Annotated in this window: 12 protein-coding genes, 1 tRNA gene and 1 pseudogene; 9 read left to right on the top strand and 5 right to left on the bottom strand. The window is 32.2% G+C overall.

The window, feature by feature from the left end; all coding sequences use genetic code 11:
• Positions 1-125 precede the first annotated feature (125 nt).
• The 5 genes from JHT90_RS10275 to JHT90_RS10255 all read left to right on the top strand — a co-directional run bounded on the left by JHT90_RS10275 (position 126) and on the right by JHT90_RS10255 (position 8436).
• Positions 126-2273, top strand: a complete 2148-nt coding sequence (locus JHT90_RS10275) for a type VI secretion system Vgr family protein (protein ID WP_201090683.1) — start codon at positions 126-128, stop codon at positions 2271-2273.
• Between the two features lie 49 nt (positions 2274-2322).
• Complete coding sequence (locus tag JHT90_RS10270) at positions 2323-5664, top strand: N-acetylmuramoyl-L-alanine amidase (protein WP_201090682.1); 3342 nt, start codon at positions 2323-2325, stop codon at positions 5662-5664.
• 11 nt (positions 5665-5675) lie between these two features.
• Positions 5676-6500, top strand: coding sequence for a hypothetical protein (locus JHT90_RS10265; RefSeq protein WP_201090681.1), 825 nt, complete (start codon positions 5676-5678; stop codon positions 6498-6500).
• A 524-nt stretch (positions 6501-7024) separates the two neighbouring features.
• Positions 7025-7570, top strand: coding sequence for a recombinase family protein (locus JHT90_RS10260; protein ID WP_201090680.1), 546 nt, complete (start codon positions 7025-7027; stop codon positions 7568-7570).
• 365 nt (positions 7571-7935) lie between these two features.
• Positions 7936-8436 carry a hypothetical protein gene (locus tag JHT90_RS10255; protein WP_201090679.1) on the top strand — a complete coding sequence of 167 codons (501 nt, stop codon included), beginning with the start codon at positions 7936-7938 and terminating at the stop codon, positions 8434-8436.
• Positions 8437-8473: 37 nt separating this feature from the next.
• Here JHT90_RS10255 and JHT90_RS10250 read toward each other — a convergent pair whose 3' ends face one another.
• On the bottom strand, positions 8474-8959 hold the full coding sequence (locus tag JHT90_RS10250) for a hypothetical protein (protein WP_201090678.1): 486 nt from the start codon (positions 8957-8959) through the stop codon (positions 8474-8476).
• Between the two features lie 181 nt (positions 8960-9140).
• Here JHT90_RS10250 and gapS6a point away from each other — a divergent pair, with 181 nt between their 5' ends.
• Together gapS6a and JHT90_RS10240 are read left to right on the top strand one after the other, a co-directional pair.
• The gene (gene gapS6a / locus JHT90_RS10245) at positions 9141-9467 is read left to right on the top strand and encodes a GapS6a family protein (protein ID WP_201090677.1); all 327 of its coding nucleotides are present in this window, start codon (positions 9141-9143) and stop codon (positions 9465-9467) included.
• Between the two features lie 20 nt (positions 9468-9487).
• Positions 9488-12739 (top strand): tetratricopeptide repeat protein, encoded by a 3252-nt coding sequence (locus JHT90_RS10240; RefSeq protein ID WP_201090676.1) that lies wholly within the window; start codon positions 9488-9490, stop codon positions 12737-12739.
• Between the two features lie 38 nt (positions 12740-12777).
• Here JHT90_RS10240 and JHT90_RS10235 read toward each other — a convergent pair whose 3' ends face one another.
• From JHT90_RS10235 to pgsA, 4 genes and pseudogenes are all read right to left on the bottom strand, one after another.
• The gene (locus tag JHT90_RS10235; protein WP_201090675.1) at positions 12778-13704 is read right to left on the bottom strand and encodes a DUF6602 domain-containing protein; all 927 of its coding nucleotides are present in this window, start codon (positions 13702-13704) and stop codon (positions 12778-12780) included.
• 199 nt (positions 13705-13903) lie between these two features.
• Positions 13904-14143: pseudogene (locus JHT90_RS10230) on the bottom strand (tyrosine-type recombinase/integrase); the annotation flags it as partial.
• 346 nt (positions 14144-14489) lie between these two features.
• Positions 14490-14565 (bottom strand) — tRNA-Gly (locus JHT90_RS10225).
• 48 nt (positions 14566-14613) lie between these two features.
• Positions 14614-15216 (bottom strand): CDP-diacylglycerol--glycerol-3-phosphate 3-phosphatidyltransferase, encoded by a 603-nt coding sequence (pgsA, locus tag JHT90_RS10220; RefSeq protein WP_201090674.1) that lies wholly within the window; start codon positions 15214-15216, stop codon positions 14614-14616.
• A 312-nt stretch (positions 15217-15528) separates the two neighbouring features.
• On the opposite strand from pgsA, the gene JHT90_RS10215 reads away from it, so the two are divergent.
• Positions 15529-16089 carry a DUF2059 domain-containing protein gene (locus JHT90_RS10215; protein WP_236253911.1) on the top strand — a complete coding sequence of 187 codons (561 nt, stop codon included), beginning with the start codon at positions 15529-15531 and terminating at the stop codon, positions 16087-16089.
• 9 nt (positions 16090-16098) lie between these two features.
• A complete protein-coding gene (locus tag JHT90_RS10210) occupies positions 16099-16413 on the top strand; it encodes a BolA family protein (protein ID WP_201090673.1) in 315 nt (104 codons plus the stop codon).
• The last annotated feature ends 29 nt before the right edge of the window (positions 16414-16442 follow it).

Below are 16442 nucleotides of genomic sequence, written 5' to 3'. Positions count from 1 at the left end.
TATATCATTTTGAGGATATAGAATAATAAACTTGCAGACCAGCAAAAGTAAGACTAATATTCAGGTTAAATTAATATAAAAGAATTACTTTAGAGTTAAGCAGTATCTAAGGATTAGGAGTATTTATGTTTGACCCAGCAAATAGCACACATTTCAGCATAGATGTGCAGGGACTAGAAAGTAATGCCAAGCTACAAGTATTATCCTTTGAAGGTATAGAAACCATCTCCAGTGATTACGTATTTGAAATCACCCTTATCTGTAACCACATCCGTTTTGATATTACCCAACTACTGAGCAAACCAGCTTTCCTATCCTTTAATCCAGAGAAATCAGAAGGAATCAATGGCGTAATACAAACCGTTAAACGTGGCGCAGTAGGGCAACACTATGCTACCTTCAAAGTAATCCTAACCCCAATCCTAACTCACCTAAAGAAAAGAACCAACCAACGGGTATTCCGTAACAAAACAGTTCCTGAAATTATCTCAACTGTACTTACTGAATACGGAATGAGCGAAGGACAACAATTTGAATTCAAACTCAAAGAAACCTATCCAATCAGAGAATACTGCACCCAGTACGACCAAACCGACTACCAATTTATCAACCACCTAGCAGAAAGTGAGGGTATCTTCTATTACTTCACCCATAGTCAAGACCAACACAAACTCACCTTTGCTGATGCTAATCCCTTCTTCCCAACCCTAGCACAAGCCATTAAATATATGAGTGATACAGGCTTTGTAGCTGATGAACGAGTAATTAAACGGTTTGATATTGGTTTATCTAGCTGTACTACAGAAGCCTCATGGCGCAACTACAACTTCCAAAACATGAAAATCCCTGAAGGCAATGCTGAGGGAACCCAAAGTAAAAAAGCCAACGAAGCCACAGAACCCTCACTAGAAAGCTATGACTACCCCAGTAGACACACTGACAAAAAAAGAGCAGACCACCTTGCCAAGATCGAAATAGAGCGTCTAAGAACTAACCAAATCCTAGCCGAAGCCTACAGCGATGTAATAGGCTTACATGCAGGACTCTATATCAATGTAGACAACCATCCACTACCCGATACAGAACAACCTTGGCTTATTAACCAAATTAGACATGCAGGCAAACAACCAGCAGTACTAGAAGCTTTTGGAGATACCACCTCAGCTAATACCAGCAATACCGCCAGCCAACTACACCAATACATAGACTACCCCATAGCTGAAGAACTCCAATTCCCCCTACAAGACTTCTCCCAAGGCTATAGAAACACAGCAGTACTAACACCTCAAGATGTATCCTACAGACCACAAAAACTTCATCCAAAACCCAAAGTACTAGGTGCACAAACAGCTATCGTAACAGGTGCAGCAGGCGAAGAAATCTACTGTGACGAATACGGTAGAATTAAAATCCAATGCCATTGGGATAGAGAAGGCAACTACGATGAAAACTCAAGCCATTGGGTAAGAGTCGCTAGCAACTGGGCACATAATGGCTATGGTACAGTCGTAATCCCCAGAGTAGGCATGGAAGTACTTGTCGAATATGAAGAAGGTGATCCAGATTTTCCTATGGTAGTAGGTGCTATCCACAACGGAGTCAATAAAGTACCCTACGACCTACCAGCTAACAAAACCAGATCAGTATTCAAAACCTCCTCATCAAAAGGTGGTGTAGGCTCTAATGAATTTAGAATAGAAGACAAAGCAGGCTCAGAACAAATCTTTGTCCAAGCCCAAAAAGACTTCGACCAACTTACAAAAAACAACCACACCATAGAGGTTAAAAACAATAGCCATCTACAAGTTCAAAACGAACACAGTGAAACTATTGTTAAAAACAGATATACCAAAAATCAAAGTGAAGAACACCACCTTACCCAACTCGATAGAAAAACCCAAGTCCTGCAAAACGACTACAAACAAGTAGCTCAAGCAGAACATACCAGTATAGGTACAATTAAAACCACCGAAGCAGGTATGGAAATACACCTCAAAGCAGGTGCCCAATGCGTAGTTGATGGAGGATTATCCCTCACCCTCAAAGCAGGTGGACAACATATAGTGCTAAATCCAGCAGGAATATGGATGACCATGCCCGTATGGACAGGTGGTGTATCTATGGAAGGTACTCCTGCTGTACCACTTCCACCACTGACCAAAAACAAAGCAGTGGAACAAGTGACAGCACCACCTGTAGCTTTTTTGACACCAACTGCGTTGAATAGCAAAAAAGAATCAGATGATATTGGATACTTCTTATTTTCTGAATAAGTAGATAAAAATATATTTTTAAAATTATTATAGTGTATGGAAATTAATTATGAATCTTACTTTTCCTATTAATAAACAAGATGGTAAGGGATATACCGTAGAAGAATTATTTAATTTATTATCTAAAGAGTCTACAGGTCATTACTTATTGGGAAACCATAATTTTTGGCATGGTGGTATTCATTTTACAAATGAAAGTGCTTCTCATTGTATTACAGATCAACCAGTACGATGTATTGCTGATGGTGAAATAGTTGCCTATAGAGTTAATGATAAATATCTCGTTTCAGAGTATTTGCACGAAAGAGATAAGAATATTTGTACTACAGATGATTTAATGCTTTTTTATAGTAACTCTTTTTGTTTAGTAAAGCATGAATATCAACCTCTTACGAGGGAGGAAACTGAAGAACCTATACCAAAAAATGAACAGTGGGTAGGGCGTTATTTTATATTGCAACAAGCAAAAGAGGTCAGGGATGTTGCAACGCTAAGGGATAGTGAATGTATATTTAAGGGACAATTACCTAAAGACAGTAGAATCCAAATTTTAGAAGTTGCAAGTAGCGCAACAGGAAATTTAACTATTGCAAAAGTAAATATTGTCTCAATGTCATCTACAGAGTTGGCAAATATACATCCTAATAAAACAGCAGATACTAAGGATATTAAAAAAACTGTTAATGATGAGGTTTATATTGCTGTTTTTAATAAAGAATGCGATATAGTAAATGGTAGCAATGGAAAACCTATAATAGTTGAATATACACCTACTGAAACACTGGTTAATAAAACATTTGTGTTAAAAGTGGATACACCTGCTAAAACTACCTTAGTTAATCAAGGAGAATGTGAAACAACTTTACCAAAAGGAATGCAAGTAGAGTTTTTAAGTTCTACAGATGTTAATGCAAATGTCAAAATAAGTAGACCAGTTTCTGCTAAGTTAATAGGTTCAAATTCTTCAACACAAGTGCAATTACCTGCTGGTCAAACAGTTACAATTACATTATTTGGAGCTGATCATGAGTCAATGATTACTTATGAAGCTTCACCTGCTAAGGGAAGTACTCCTGCCAAAAATGCCCCTATCATGGAAGAAACATCCTCCCCAGAGGGTTGGCGAGATCAAATGGTTATTTTGAATAAGGAAACAACTGCTATTATTTCAGCAGAAGGTGATAGGTTATCCACAACTGGTGTTCACAAATTTCAGTTACCAGTAGGAACAAAAGTACAGATATTAGATACAGATCCTCCATCAAATGAAGGTAATTTTACTCGTGTTAAGTTACTTCATGATGTTAATGTAAATATAGCTGAAGATAGGAAATATTTATTTCGTGAAGGTAATATTTTAGAAGTGGATCTATTTGATTACTATGGTAATTTAAAACCAGAAGTACAAGAAAGTATTGTCAAAACAGATAATCCTGATCCACTATATAATTCATTAACCTTTTATAGTCTTTATATGCATTTGATGCCTTCAGATGAATATATAGACTCACAGAAATTTCCTCATTACTGGCAAGGTAAAGCTACAGCAAAAGTATTAGGTAATGGATTACAAACTTATAGTGATGATGCTACTAAAACTAAAGGTGCAATTATCTCGGCTAATGGTATTTTTGAATATGATCCTAGTGAAACAACAACTCATCAAATAACTACAGCAAATAATACGCAAGCAACCCTGCTATTAACAAAAGCTACTTATATAAGTGGTAATTTTAAAGGTAATACATCACTAACAGCTAATGATAGCTTTTGGGCTGTAATAGATGTTGCAACATCTCAAATTATAAAATTCAAACCCAATACTCCTAATGAAACTATCCCATGCAAGATTGCAATAAAAGGGGGAGAGTCAATAGGTTATTTAGGGAAATATCAAATACCTAAACCTAAGAGCATACTATTACAACAAAGTAATGCAGAAAATACTAATCTGGAAGATATAGTTGGTCAACCCAAAAGAGTTCTTGATGAAATAATGGAAATATCCTCTGGGAAAAGTACACCAATAATGGAGGCAAGTGATAAATCTCAACTTCACTTAGAAATTTTTGTTCCTGATAAAAAGGAGCTTGAGAATTTTATCCAAAATAAAGCAAAACTAACTAAAGGTAGAAAATATCTTAAGCTAACCATAGGAGCAGTTATTGAGTTACCTAAACAGAAACAAGATGCATCAAATGCTAGCAATGTATCAGCTATAACAAGCTATACTACAAAACAGAATCATATATTTGAATTGACTAAGTTAACGATTGAGGAAGATGATGCGAAGAATGACTGGTATTTAATTACCTTAGTAGAAGAAGGAACAGAGATAAAAGGTCGTATTCGTATTGATGCAGCAAATACGAAAATTATTACTCAAAATGATTGGGAAGAGTTAGGTTTTACTATTGTTGAGGAAAATAATCCTGTTAGTGATGGATTTGTTGATAAAGATGATATGAATCCATTTTTTAAAGCACTTTATAATCAATTAGATGTTAATAAAGATACAAAAGTGGATCGATCAGAGCTACAGAGAACACTAACAGATAATGATTTAAGACAACGATGGTCTAAGTTAATAGGTTTTCATCCTACAGAATGGGAAGCCACTTCAGAAAGCGCTAAGTGGTCTAGATTAAATGATATACTTGGAAATAAACCAGAGTTATTAAGGCATGAAAAAGAGAGAATTGACAAGTTGATTTTCTGGGATCAAATATCACTAAGCCCACAAATTTGTCATATTCATCCTATTGCATTTATTGATTATTTGCCACGCTATGGTTGTGGAGATATCAATTGTTTTTGTACTAAAGATGTCTCTTTAAATAGTGAAAAGTTCATGCTTCATGACAAAGTGACAAACTCTAGAGTTCCGAGTTGTAATACAAGCGCAAGATTTAGCCGTGAAGCAGTAAAAATAATAGTGCTTCATAGAACTGCCTCTGGTGCTGCTCAAGGTATAATTAACCATATGAATAATGCAGGCTATGGGGCTCATTTTGTTGTTGATAATCAGCGTGGTGTGGATGGAACTATCCATCAAGCAATATCTATTAATAGACCAGGCTCACATATGGGAGTTGGACAGTTTGCTGAAACCAAAAAAAATGGATGGGGAAATCAAAGTTCAATAGGTATAGAAGTTTGTGGTTATTCTTTTAAGGCTGATGGTAGTTTTAATGTAGGTGCAAAAAATGAGCACAGTTATTGGGAAAAAGTGACGGATGCACAGGCTCAGTCAGTTGCATGTCTAGTTAGGTATTTAACAAGATACTTTGGATTAACAATAGATGATGTTAAATGCCATGAGGATCTCTGCTCTAAGACAGTCAATGAAGGAAGAGATGTATATAATGCTATGATAAAACTTTGGGAATAAAGGTTAATAAAATGAATAAAATTATTACATATATATTTATGTTATTTGCTTTTGGTATTAGTAGCTTCTCAATAGCTTCAGAAGAAAACATAGTTATTAAGTCAGTAACAAAGAACTGTAGCCAGTTACTAAATATCAATATTCTTGATTATAGTCTATGTAATAGCTGGGAATTAAGTGAAGGTGATATTGTTACGATCTTAAAAAATAAAGAAAAAATAAATATTGCTAACCCCATTAGAGACATGACACTAACAGATATGAATATATATTATGAGGGTGAAATAGTATTAGATGGAGAGCCATATAATTTGGACATATATGCAACATCTTGGCTTTCTTTGCTTAATCAAAAGAATGATGAAATAAAGTACTATTCTTGCCAAAATACAAGTTGCAGTGAGTTTTTTTTAGGAAACTATATTTCTGAAGAACTTCTATCCAAAGTGGACGAAAAAGATGTAGTTTCTTTTGAAGAAAAACTAATAGAAAAGTTTAATAATAATAGAAGTAAAGTAAAACAACCTTTAAAAATAAAGCAATTAAAATTGTCAGATAAATGGTTTGGGACTTATTCAGTTATACCAAACTATACTCTTGTTCTTAGTAAAGGGAAATGTACGATAACCAATACAACAAATGCAAAAAGATCCTCTTGTTATGCTTTTGAGGCTGAAGAAACATTATACGTTTATAATGATCTTACAACACTTAATGGATATATAGATATCAAATATCAGGAAAATAATATTAGATTTATTGATGGTGACTTTATATTAAAGATTGATAAAGCAGGTAACTTGAATATAGTAAATAAATTGGAGAGTGTGAAGTAAAAAAAGAGAAAATATTAAACACACTACACTCTTTTCTTTATACTTATTAAAAAGTATTAAATTTTCTACGAATATCTAGTAATAGCAAAGGACTGCTATAAAAATACACTGAAATAAACTGATAAAGAAACAGGAAGTAAACAAAGGCTAACACTATACTTACAAACCTTCATTAAGGCTTCTAATATCTCATTAAAGAAGAGTTTATATGATAGGCAATACCCTATAGCAATATAGGCAAAATCGCTTAGAAAACATTTTTAGTGTCTTAAAATTGATTTGCTAGAAGGTCTTGATAAATAGGCTTTAATAAGAATTATTTAATTATAACATCTTACTCATAAGGTTCAAGTCAAAAGACATATAATGATGATTGTTGCTGTAATCATATAAGTAAACTTAAAAGAATACAGAGGTGTGAATACAAAAACAACTAAAGTATGTATTCATTTAAATTGATTTATTTAAGAACACATAATAATATAATAACATCTAAGATATAAAAGAATACAGTTGAGGATGTTATGAGTAATGTAGGTTATATTCGTGTGAGTTCTGAATATCAAAATACAGAAAGACAATTAGATAATATAAAACTAGATAAAATCTTTACTGATAAACTCAGTGGCGTTGATACTGCCAGACCCCAGCTACAAGCTATGTTGGACTATGTAAGAGAGGGAGATACAATCCATGTACATAGTATTGATCGATTAGCTAGAAACTTAGCAGACCTAAATAGCTTAGTAGAAGGACTTAACGATAAGAGCATTACTGTACACTTCCATAAAGAAAACCTAATCTTTACAGGTAAACATGACCCCATTCAAAAACTCATGTTTCAAATGCTAGGGAGCTTTGCTGAGTTTGAAAGGAGCTTAATTAAAGAACGACAAAGAGAAGGTATAGCCAAAGCTAAACAAGCAGGTAAATACAAAGGTAGAAGAAAAACAATAGATGACACTGCCATTATAGAAGCAATGAACAAAAAGGGAGCAAGTTATAGAAAAGTAGCTAAAGAACTATGTGTAAGCCTTTCAACAGTACAAAGGGCTATGAATAAGTCATAGCCTTGATATTTTGAAATTAATGAAGTTTGATTATAGCTACTCAAAGGAGTATTAAGCCTCGATGATAGATAGCTGATATTTACCGCACTAATAATACAAGCTGTTAAAAAAGTATAGCTGATAAATGAGCTAATATTATACTACATAAAAGATGCTTTAATACCTTATATTCCAGAGGCTTCCATTTTGTTAAAATAGTAAAGAAATAAGGGGTTGTTTAGTAAAAAAACTAAATGTAGTATAGGAATATCTGATATGTATATATCAGTATGTAATATATCTTACTATTAGTTATTAGTTATTAGTTATTAATATATTATGGTGTTTATATAAATTAATTATGTTATTAACAAAAAGATAAGATTATGTCAGAAACATCTAAAGATAAAACAAAAAGAAAGTTATTAAGTTATTATAAAGATTATATATGGGAACAAAAAATATCTTTATTCCCTCAAGCGGAAAGTGATAAAAGTTTTATAAAAATAATCCCTGAATACATGAATAACTTTAAAAATAAGTTAATGAGATCATTCCCTGATGTAGCTTTCTTAGTTGAGATTAGACGTCATTTCAATCGAATGTATAAAAAACATCAAATAATAATGGTTATCCATTGTAGTAAGAAAATAAATTACAAAGAAGTAGAATGTTTAGTTGAAAATGTTTATGAAAGCGAAGCAAGAATGTTAGATAGTAAAGTAACAGACAGAGAGTTACTTAGAAACTACAATAGTATTAAGAAACAGGGCTTACATAATATAGAAAGCCTATTGGGTAAGAAGATAAGACGATATAATATTATCAATAAGGCTCAATTGAGAGTGAGAAATATTTGTTTAGGGGAAGATATAACTAATAATTAAATGTATTAACTCATTCATACATGAATTGGCATATCCTCTAATGACAATTAATATCTTTTCCAATTATTAATGCTTCTTTTAAAAGCGCCAAATTAGTGCTAAGAATTTCTCGTGTCATTTTCCCACGTGTATTACGAGTAGAGTTGGGTTTAATGTCTATTGATATTGATTCAATTAGATTATAAAACTTGATAATTTTTGTTGCATGTACTGTTTTTAACAATCCTATTTTTTCAATACTTGTTCGAAAGGTCATATTATAAATATCAGGAACTTCAACAATAAATTCAAAAGGTTCGATTTGTTCTTCAAGTTGAGCTTCTTCAGGATACTCATTTATACTATATTCTAAGTTTTCAATATATTTTCTTGCTTCGATTAAAGAGATAATCACATTTATTTCTGCCTTTAACGCATTTAGAAGTTTTTTAGCTTCATTACATCTTTGGAAATAACTCATAGTAATATTGGTTACTATAGTAATTAACCCACCAACTATTACTCCAATAAATGCTTCAGACATCTGATAAAATCCTGTTTTATAAACGTTATTTAAAGAATGATATATTATTCTTTAATAATATACGACTATTTTAAATACGAACAATAAATACATAACTATAAAAGAGCGTGAAGAGTAATTATTTTTGTATTAACATGGTGAATAACATAATCTATTTATAATGGTATATAAGGATAATTAGATGGATTTTATAACTGCGGCAGTATTATCTGGGCTAGTATATGATCTTTTCAGATCAGCAGGATCATATTCAGTAACTAAAATGAAAGAATTATTATTAAATAAATACTCTATAGCAGAAGTTGATGCCGAAAGGACATCTAAATTAATAGAGGAGTTAGATATTAATGAAGACATGAGTGCTAAAGCTATAGAAAAGAAAATAGAAGCATCTGTGGAGTTGATGAGGACTTTAAGAGCTACAAAAGTTTCTAATAAAGTTGGTGATATTCAACAGAATCATAGTGGTAATGGTGATAATGTTATAACTATAAATAATAAAAATTAAATATGAGAGGACTTGATTAAGTGAGTGATAATGATTCTATATCTCAAAAACACTTTGGAAACGGAGATAACTTTTTAATTTATAACGTTCAGAAAGATATAGATTCTAGTCACTTCAAGATAGCTATTAATAGAATATTACGTTTACTTTCTGAATATCATGTTGAGTCAGCAAAAGACAGAATAATAGCACTTAAACAAACAGCAAACTTAACAGATGAATTATCAAGTTTATTAGATGTAGTCGAATTAAAAGCAAAAATAGCAGATTATGAAAAAATACCTGATAATATTCGCGCTCAATTGATAGAAGCCCTAAACAAAGAAACAGGCGATTGGGAAAGGGATATTATATTATCAGTATTGATAAGTATTGAACTTACTATTAATAAAGATGATGCTATTTTTCGGATAAAGAAAGAAGAAAAATTAGGTATTTATACAAAAGAAATTTATTACTCTTTTCTTGCAACTAGAGAAGAACTATGTGAAGTTTATCAGGAAAACTATCTTAACTTCTCTCAAGAAGAATTTTTTGGATTATTTTCAGGCATAACAAAACTTAATGATTTTGAATTAGCAACTGATATAGCAAGAAAGTTTAATGAGATATTTCCTGATTCATACAATGCTTCTCTTTGCTTACTATGGAGTAGATATAACTCTTTAGTAGTAGCCACGGATCAAACTTGGTTGTTAACTTATTCTCAAAAAAAAGAAGCAGAAAAGTTAATCAAGGAAGCTATTAAGAAAATTAAAGAAACTTCAGGTGATAATTTAATTTTATTTATTATTGCACAAGGCTTAAAAAAAGCCTTTGCTGATTTAGATTATAAAGATTTAGATAAAACTTGTTGGAGGTATATTGATAAGTTAGAAAGGTACTATGTTTACTGTCAGGATTATATAAAATATCTAGAGAAATTGAATAATCCTGCGGAAGAAAAGGATTTTTTAGAATGCCATGCTGTAGTTATTAATGGTAAAGTGACAATTAGTCAATTGTTTATACTAGTATTTCGTTCTTCACCTAAGGAAATTACTAATATTTTAGATAGTTATGAAATTGAGTTTGATACAGATAACGAATTAGAGAAAGAATTTTTTTCTATATTATTACTATGTTGTTCTTATATAGATAATTTAGATAAACAAAAAAAATTACATACACAGACTCAAAGTTTAATTAATAAATATAAGGAGCAATTAAAACAAATAAATCAGGAATATTTAAGAAAGTTTATTCATGAACTTATAATAAAAAAAGAATATGTTTTAGCCTGTAAAATTCTAGAAATACTATTGCCAGAACATGATTTATGGGCATCTCCTCTTGTTTTATTATATGTTCAGGCTTTATTAGATTCAAGGTCTATGAAAACACTCAATGAATTGTTAAAGCAAATAAATAATGAAGGGAATGATTATTTATATCAAGCCCAAGCTATTGTGTTTGAAAGACAGGGTAATCTAAAAGATGCTATAAGTTCTATACAAAAAGCTATAAAAATTAATTCTCAAGTGCAGGAGTATTGGCAATCTTTATTGATGTTATGTCATAAAGATAAGTTGCCTGACTCAGAAGTATCTAAAATATTAGATGATATTCCAGAGAGTTTTATTAAAGAACCAACACAATTTGCTTCAAGCCTTTTGTTCGAAATAGCAAGAATTGGCAATTTTAAAAAGACAGAACATTATCTTATTAAATGGTTTATACAGTCACCAGAAAATTCTGCACGTTATTTAATGAATATTTGGGTTAATCTGCTATCTTTTAGAAAAGATAGTGAGAATCAATATTCAGATACTGTTGATGATTGTATTAAAGCTGTCCAGTATATAAAAAATGGTAAAAAATTAACACAGTTAATAGTTAAGGAGTATAAAGGTAATAGCCCATATATTTTGAGCGATGAAACACCTATTGGAAAAGCATTATTGCTGGGCTTAAAAGAAAAAAAAATAATAGATCCATTAATTGAAATTGAGTTACTCAAAGAGCTAAAACCATTTATTGCCGCATTACATATATCCGTAGAAATTAGACAATTAAAAAATGATGGAACAGATTTTTTCGGAGTAGTCAATTTTGATGAAAATAACCCTGAAAAAGCACTTAAAAAAATTCAAGAAATTATGGTTTATCAAAATAATAAACTTGATGGAAAAAAAGAGTTATTAGCAAATAATGACATTCCTATGTTATTAAAAGCTCCTCTTTTTCAAAGGGATTGTAGTGTTAAGAAAGCGATTGATTTATTGCGTAGCCAAGATGTTTATAAGCACGCACTATTTGATTTAGGTATTGAAGATCCAAAAGAAGTTATAGTTGATCTTTATACTATTTGTTATCTAGTGATAACAGGACTTATAAGTGGGATTGGTAATATTGATGTTAAATTTTATATCTCTTTAGAAACTAAATTAGAAATTGATAATTTTATTAATTATATAAATAAAGGTAGTTATGCTGGTTTTATACCTTTTTTAGATAAGGAACAGCCAGTTTCAATGATAACTGCTAGTGATTTTAAGCAGCAACAGCAGTTTGTTGTAGATGGATTGCAAATTTTCTTAGAGCATTCTGAAGTTTTATTCCCTAATTTAATAGATACTCGATTAGTGGCGTTAGAGGATTATGATCCTATTTTATTTTCTACAGTACAGATAGTGGTTTCTACTAAAAAGCCATGGTTATGTTGTGATGGTGCGCTTTCGGCTATATTTCATAATGAAGGAGAGATTATTGTTAATGCAGCTTCTTTTTTGAGTAACTTAAATGCAGAAAGTAGTCATAAAAGTAAGATGTTAGGATTATATTTATGTGTTGAAACAAAACTACCATTTCCACTTTTATATGAGGATATTACAGAGCTATTAGCAAGTATTAATCCTGAAAACCACTTATTAGCATCTAAACTGATAAGAAATACTTGTATTGATCTAGTGTTTGGCAGTAGAACAACAACATTTTTTATTCAGTTGATATTTTCAATTTTAAATATAGAAAGTATATATTTAGAACATGTATTTAATGGTATTTTAGAAAGTGTTATTTATTCCTCAATTGGTAATAATATAATCTTAAATGTAGAAGAAAAATTTGCTATTTTTCTTAATGTTGTTGCTAGAGATATTAATAATAATGAATTCTATTTGAAAAAATTATCATATTTAGGTACTAAGTTTGCTAAAGGGCATTTTATGGATGTAGTTTATATTAATAAATGTATTCAGAACATTAATTTAAAAGGTCAAAACAGTAAATAAAAGTTGTCTAATTTTTTATTATAATATTTAAAGTATTCTTACTTATTAGAATATAGAAAATCATTTGTGACTTCAAGAACAAGGTCTAGTTGTTTACTCATATAGGAGCGAATATCGAATCCAGGATGTAATTCACTTACTTGAAGATCTGACCAAAGGCGATGTAAAAATAAGAACAATGATTTAGCAGGATCAACATATATTGATTGTCCCTGAAAAGTTGTAGTAAATGCTCTTTCAATACTTTTACCTACTGCTTCTGCAACAAAGCGTTGAACATATCCATTACTACTTGCCATATTAATTACTCCTTGATCAAGAGCGCATACACGAAAACACCTAATTTCTGGATATTTAGGAGCCTCGCTACGTAAATTTACTCCTCGAAGTACAAATTGTAAATCAAACCAACGTGCAAAAGTTTCAAAGGATTCACATGTTGTTCGATATGCAAAAATATATAGTTTAGGTGGGTTATGATGAATTTCTTCTTGTTTAGTTCTTGTTTCCCAATATGGAGTAAGGGCAGGACGAAACTCAAGCTCAGAAACAGAGGCTAAATTATTCATGGCAGATATCGCTTCTGTTGCAGATAATGTTGTTTTAACTTCAATAACAGCATAAACTGTTTCAATGGGGTGAACTTTACGAAAAAAGTTAGCCTGATTTTCTGCATCATAAATAACAATATCAGCTTGACGACTTACTTGTCCAAATCTATCTATTACTAAAGCATTTACATCGATTCCAAATTTAGATGGAAGGAACTGACGTAACACATCTCCAATAGCATTCTCATTTTCTGAGCCCATAAGACCTGTATGTGGAAGCTTTCTATTAAATAATAGAGCATCTGCTTCTAATTTATTGTAAATATTCAAAAAATAATGATCTAGAAAGTTTTGCTCTCCAGGTGTAGGAATATCTGTAAAACTTACAAAATTTGGCGGTATATTTTTTTCCATATAAACCTAATAAATTAATTAGTTGATTTGGATGATATTATAATTAGCTACGCTGAAAAGATTTATGAACAATACCATTATACAAGATATATTTTTTTTAATAAAAAAACTAAGCAGCTAAGTTTTATGATATAAAATGAGCTAAAATTATAACAATAAGATATATTGAAAAGCTAAATTAATGAGAAGGTTGTGTTATTTATAATTTAAATTCATCAATATAACTATCAACCATATTAGCCCAATCTTGTAATAACTGTTTTCTTTGCTCAGAATATTCTGCTTTGTTATATACAGCACGTACTCCATGTTGTTCATAAGCTAATGCCTTTTCAATCCAGTCAGAGTTATAACCCTCTTCATGTAAGATAGTTGATGCTGTTCTTCGCATATCATGAATAACAAACTTTCCTAGTGGTAATCCTTGTTTTTGAGCTAATTCAATAATGTGATTGCAGCTCTATTTAATGAGTTTTAGCTATAGTTCTATGCTCGGATCAAAGCTTGTAAGGGAAATTCCTCATAAAAATATATGTCACAGGTAGAATTACCTTACAATCTTCAAGGGATTTTATAGACTCTTAATGACTCTAGTGATTCATGGAAGTATGCTTTAGCAAATGAAATGAAAGCAGTTGGATATGATATAGATAAGAATAAAATCAAATGATTAGATCAATTAAAAACTTAACTATATAAGGATATATAGTTAGGGGTCTGTTTAGGGGTTGTTTTTATATCTTTTTAGATAAAATCTAACTAAAACAATAAATTATATAAATAATTGGAGCGGAAGACGAGATTCGAACTCGCGACCCTAACCTTGGCAAGGTTATGCTCTACCAACTGAGCTACTTCCGCTTTATTTGAGGTTGCTAATTTTATAGTAACCACTATGGGTGTCAATAGTTATTTGTCGGTTTGTTCGTTTTTAGTTGTCTTTTCGCTTGTAAGGTAAGGCCATGCAGCCATTAAGTAGTGGATCATTGACCAAATGGTAAGAATGGCGGCTATACCTAGTAGTATGTAGCCAGTAATTACCCATGTCGTAAGTTTAGGAGGGTTAGCTAGTAGGATAATAAGTGCGAGCATTTGGGCAGCAGTTTTCCATTTACCTAGTTTGGATACAGCCACGTTGGTACGTGCACCTAGTTCGGCCATCCATTCTCTGAGGGCAGATACTACAATTTCACGGCCAACAATGATGATTGCGGAGAGGGTTAGACAGAGATTTACCATGGTGCCTTGTATGACACGTGAATGACTACCTACTAGTAGTACAAGGGCTACTGCTACAATTAGTTTGTCTGCTACAGGGTCTAGAAACGCACCAAAAGGGGTAGTTTGGTTCCATTGTCTGGCTAGGTAGCCATCAAACCAATCGGTGATACAGGCAATAGCAAAGATGATACTAGCGACAAGGTAAACCCAATTAAACGGCAGTAGGTAGATAAGTACAAATATCGGTATCAGAACAACGCGAACAACCGTTAGTAAGTTGGGAATATTCATTGCAAACCTTTTTTTGAGTAGGCTATGGTTTATCTCTATAGTCTTTGTCGATGGCTATGATAACAATCTTTTACAGGTTGGTTAATGGTTAGTGCATAATTTATTACATTTAGCGTTAAATAAATATCTGTTTTAGACGATTGTCTAGGTGAGAGTGGGAGTATAGGAAGAAGTTATTACAATGTGTTGAGTGGGATTAATATTGTTACATTTGGTTGTTAAAGAGTGGAGTATTTTATGGACGTTGGGCAGTAAAATAATCTAATATATGTTTTTGTATAGAAACATCCCAGTATAAAGAAGGATATGTGAATGATGATTTCAACCCTATTACGTAATGTTTGTGTTGCTGGTGCAATTGTGTTGGCGGCTGGTTGTGCTACTGAGTCGGCTAAACCAAAGTTAACACCTGCGCAGCAGTCTATTGCGGCAATGTCTTATGATCAGAAAGCAGCTAAATTTTTAGAAATTATTCATGCTGATAAGCTGACTACACCTGCTTATATGCAAGTGCAAACTATGCTTAATCAGTTGTTTGAGGTAAGTAAGGCGCCTGAAAGTAAGTTATCTGTGTTGGAGCGTTATCAAGGTCAAGCAAATGCTGTGTTAGATAAGGCGATTGGTTGGGATGTGATTAAGCCAGATGTGGTTAAGTTATATACTACTAATTTTACTGATGCTGAGTTAGCTCAGTTGATTGAGTTTTATGAGTCGCCAACTGGCCAAAAAATGTTGAAGCAATTACCTGTGGTTACGATGCAAACTGAGCAGTTGATTCATAAGAAGGTGATGGAGAATGCAGCTCCTCAAATTAACAATATTATTGAAAGTATGGCTAAGGAATTAAAAGTGCCTTTAAAGAGAACACGCTAAGTAGATATTATGCAAGATCGTATTGATGCCGCTCTAGTAGCGGCTTTTTCACCTAAGCACTTTGTGGTAGAGGATGAAAGCCATTTTCACCATAGAGGTGAGGAAACGCACTATAAGGTGATTATAGTAAGTGATTTATTTGAGGGTGTGCCTAGGGTTAAGCGCCACCAGCAAGTTTATGCTGCATTAGGGGATATTATGCGGCAGATTCATAGTTTGGCTATTCATGCTTATACGATGAGTGAGTGGCAGCGTGAAGGTTTGTCAACAGTTCCTGAAAGCCCGCTTTGTAAAGGTGGCAGTTTGCACGATATGAATAAGTAGTTTGGGTTGATTAGCAGTTATTGCATGGT

Source organism: Entomomonas asaccharolytica (assembly GCF_016653615.1).
GTDB lineage: Bacteria > Pseudomonadota > Gammaproteobacteria > Pseudomonadales > Pseudomonadaceae > Entomomonas > Entomomonas asaccharolytica.
Note: the sequence above shows the minus strand (reverse complement) of the source record. Positions and strands in the feature narration are given on the sequence as shown.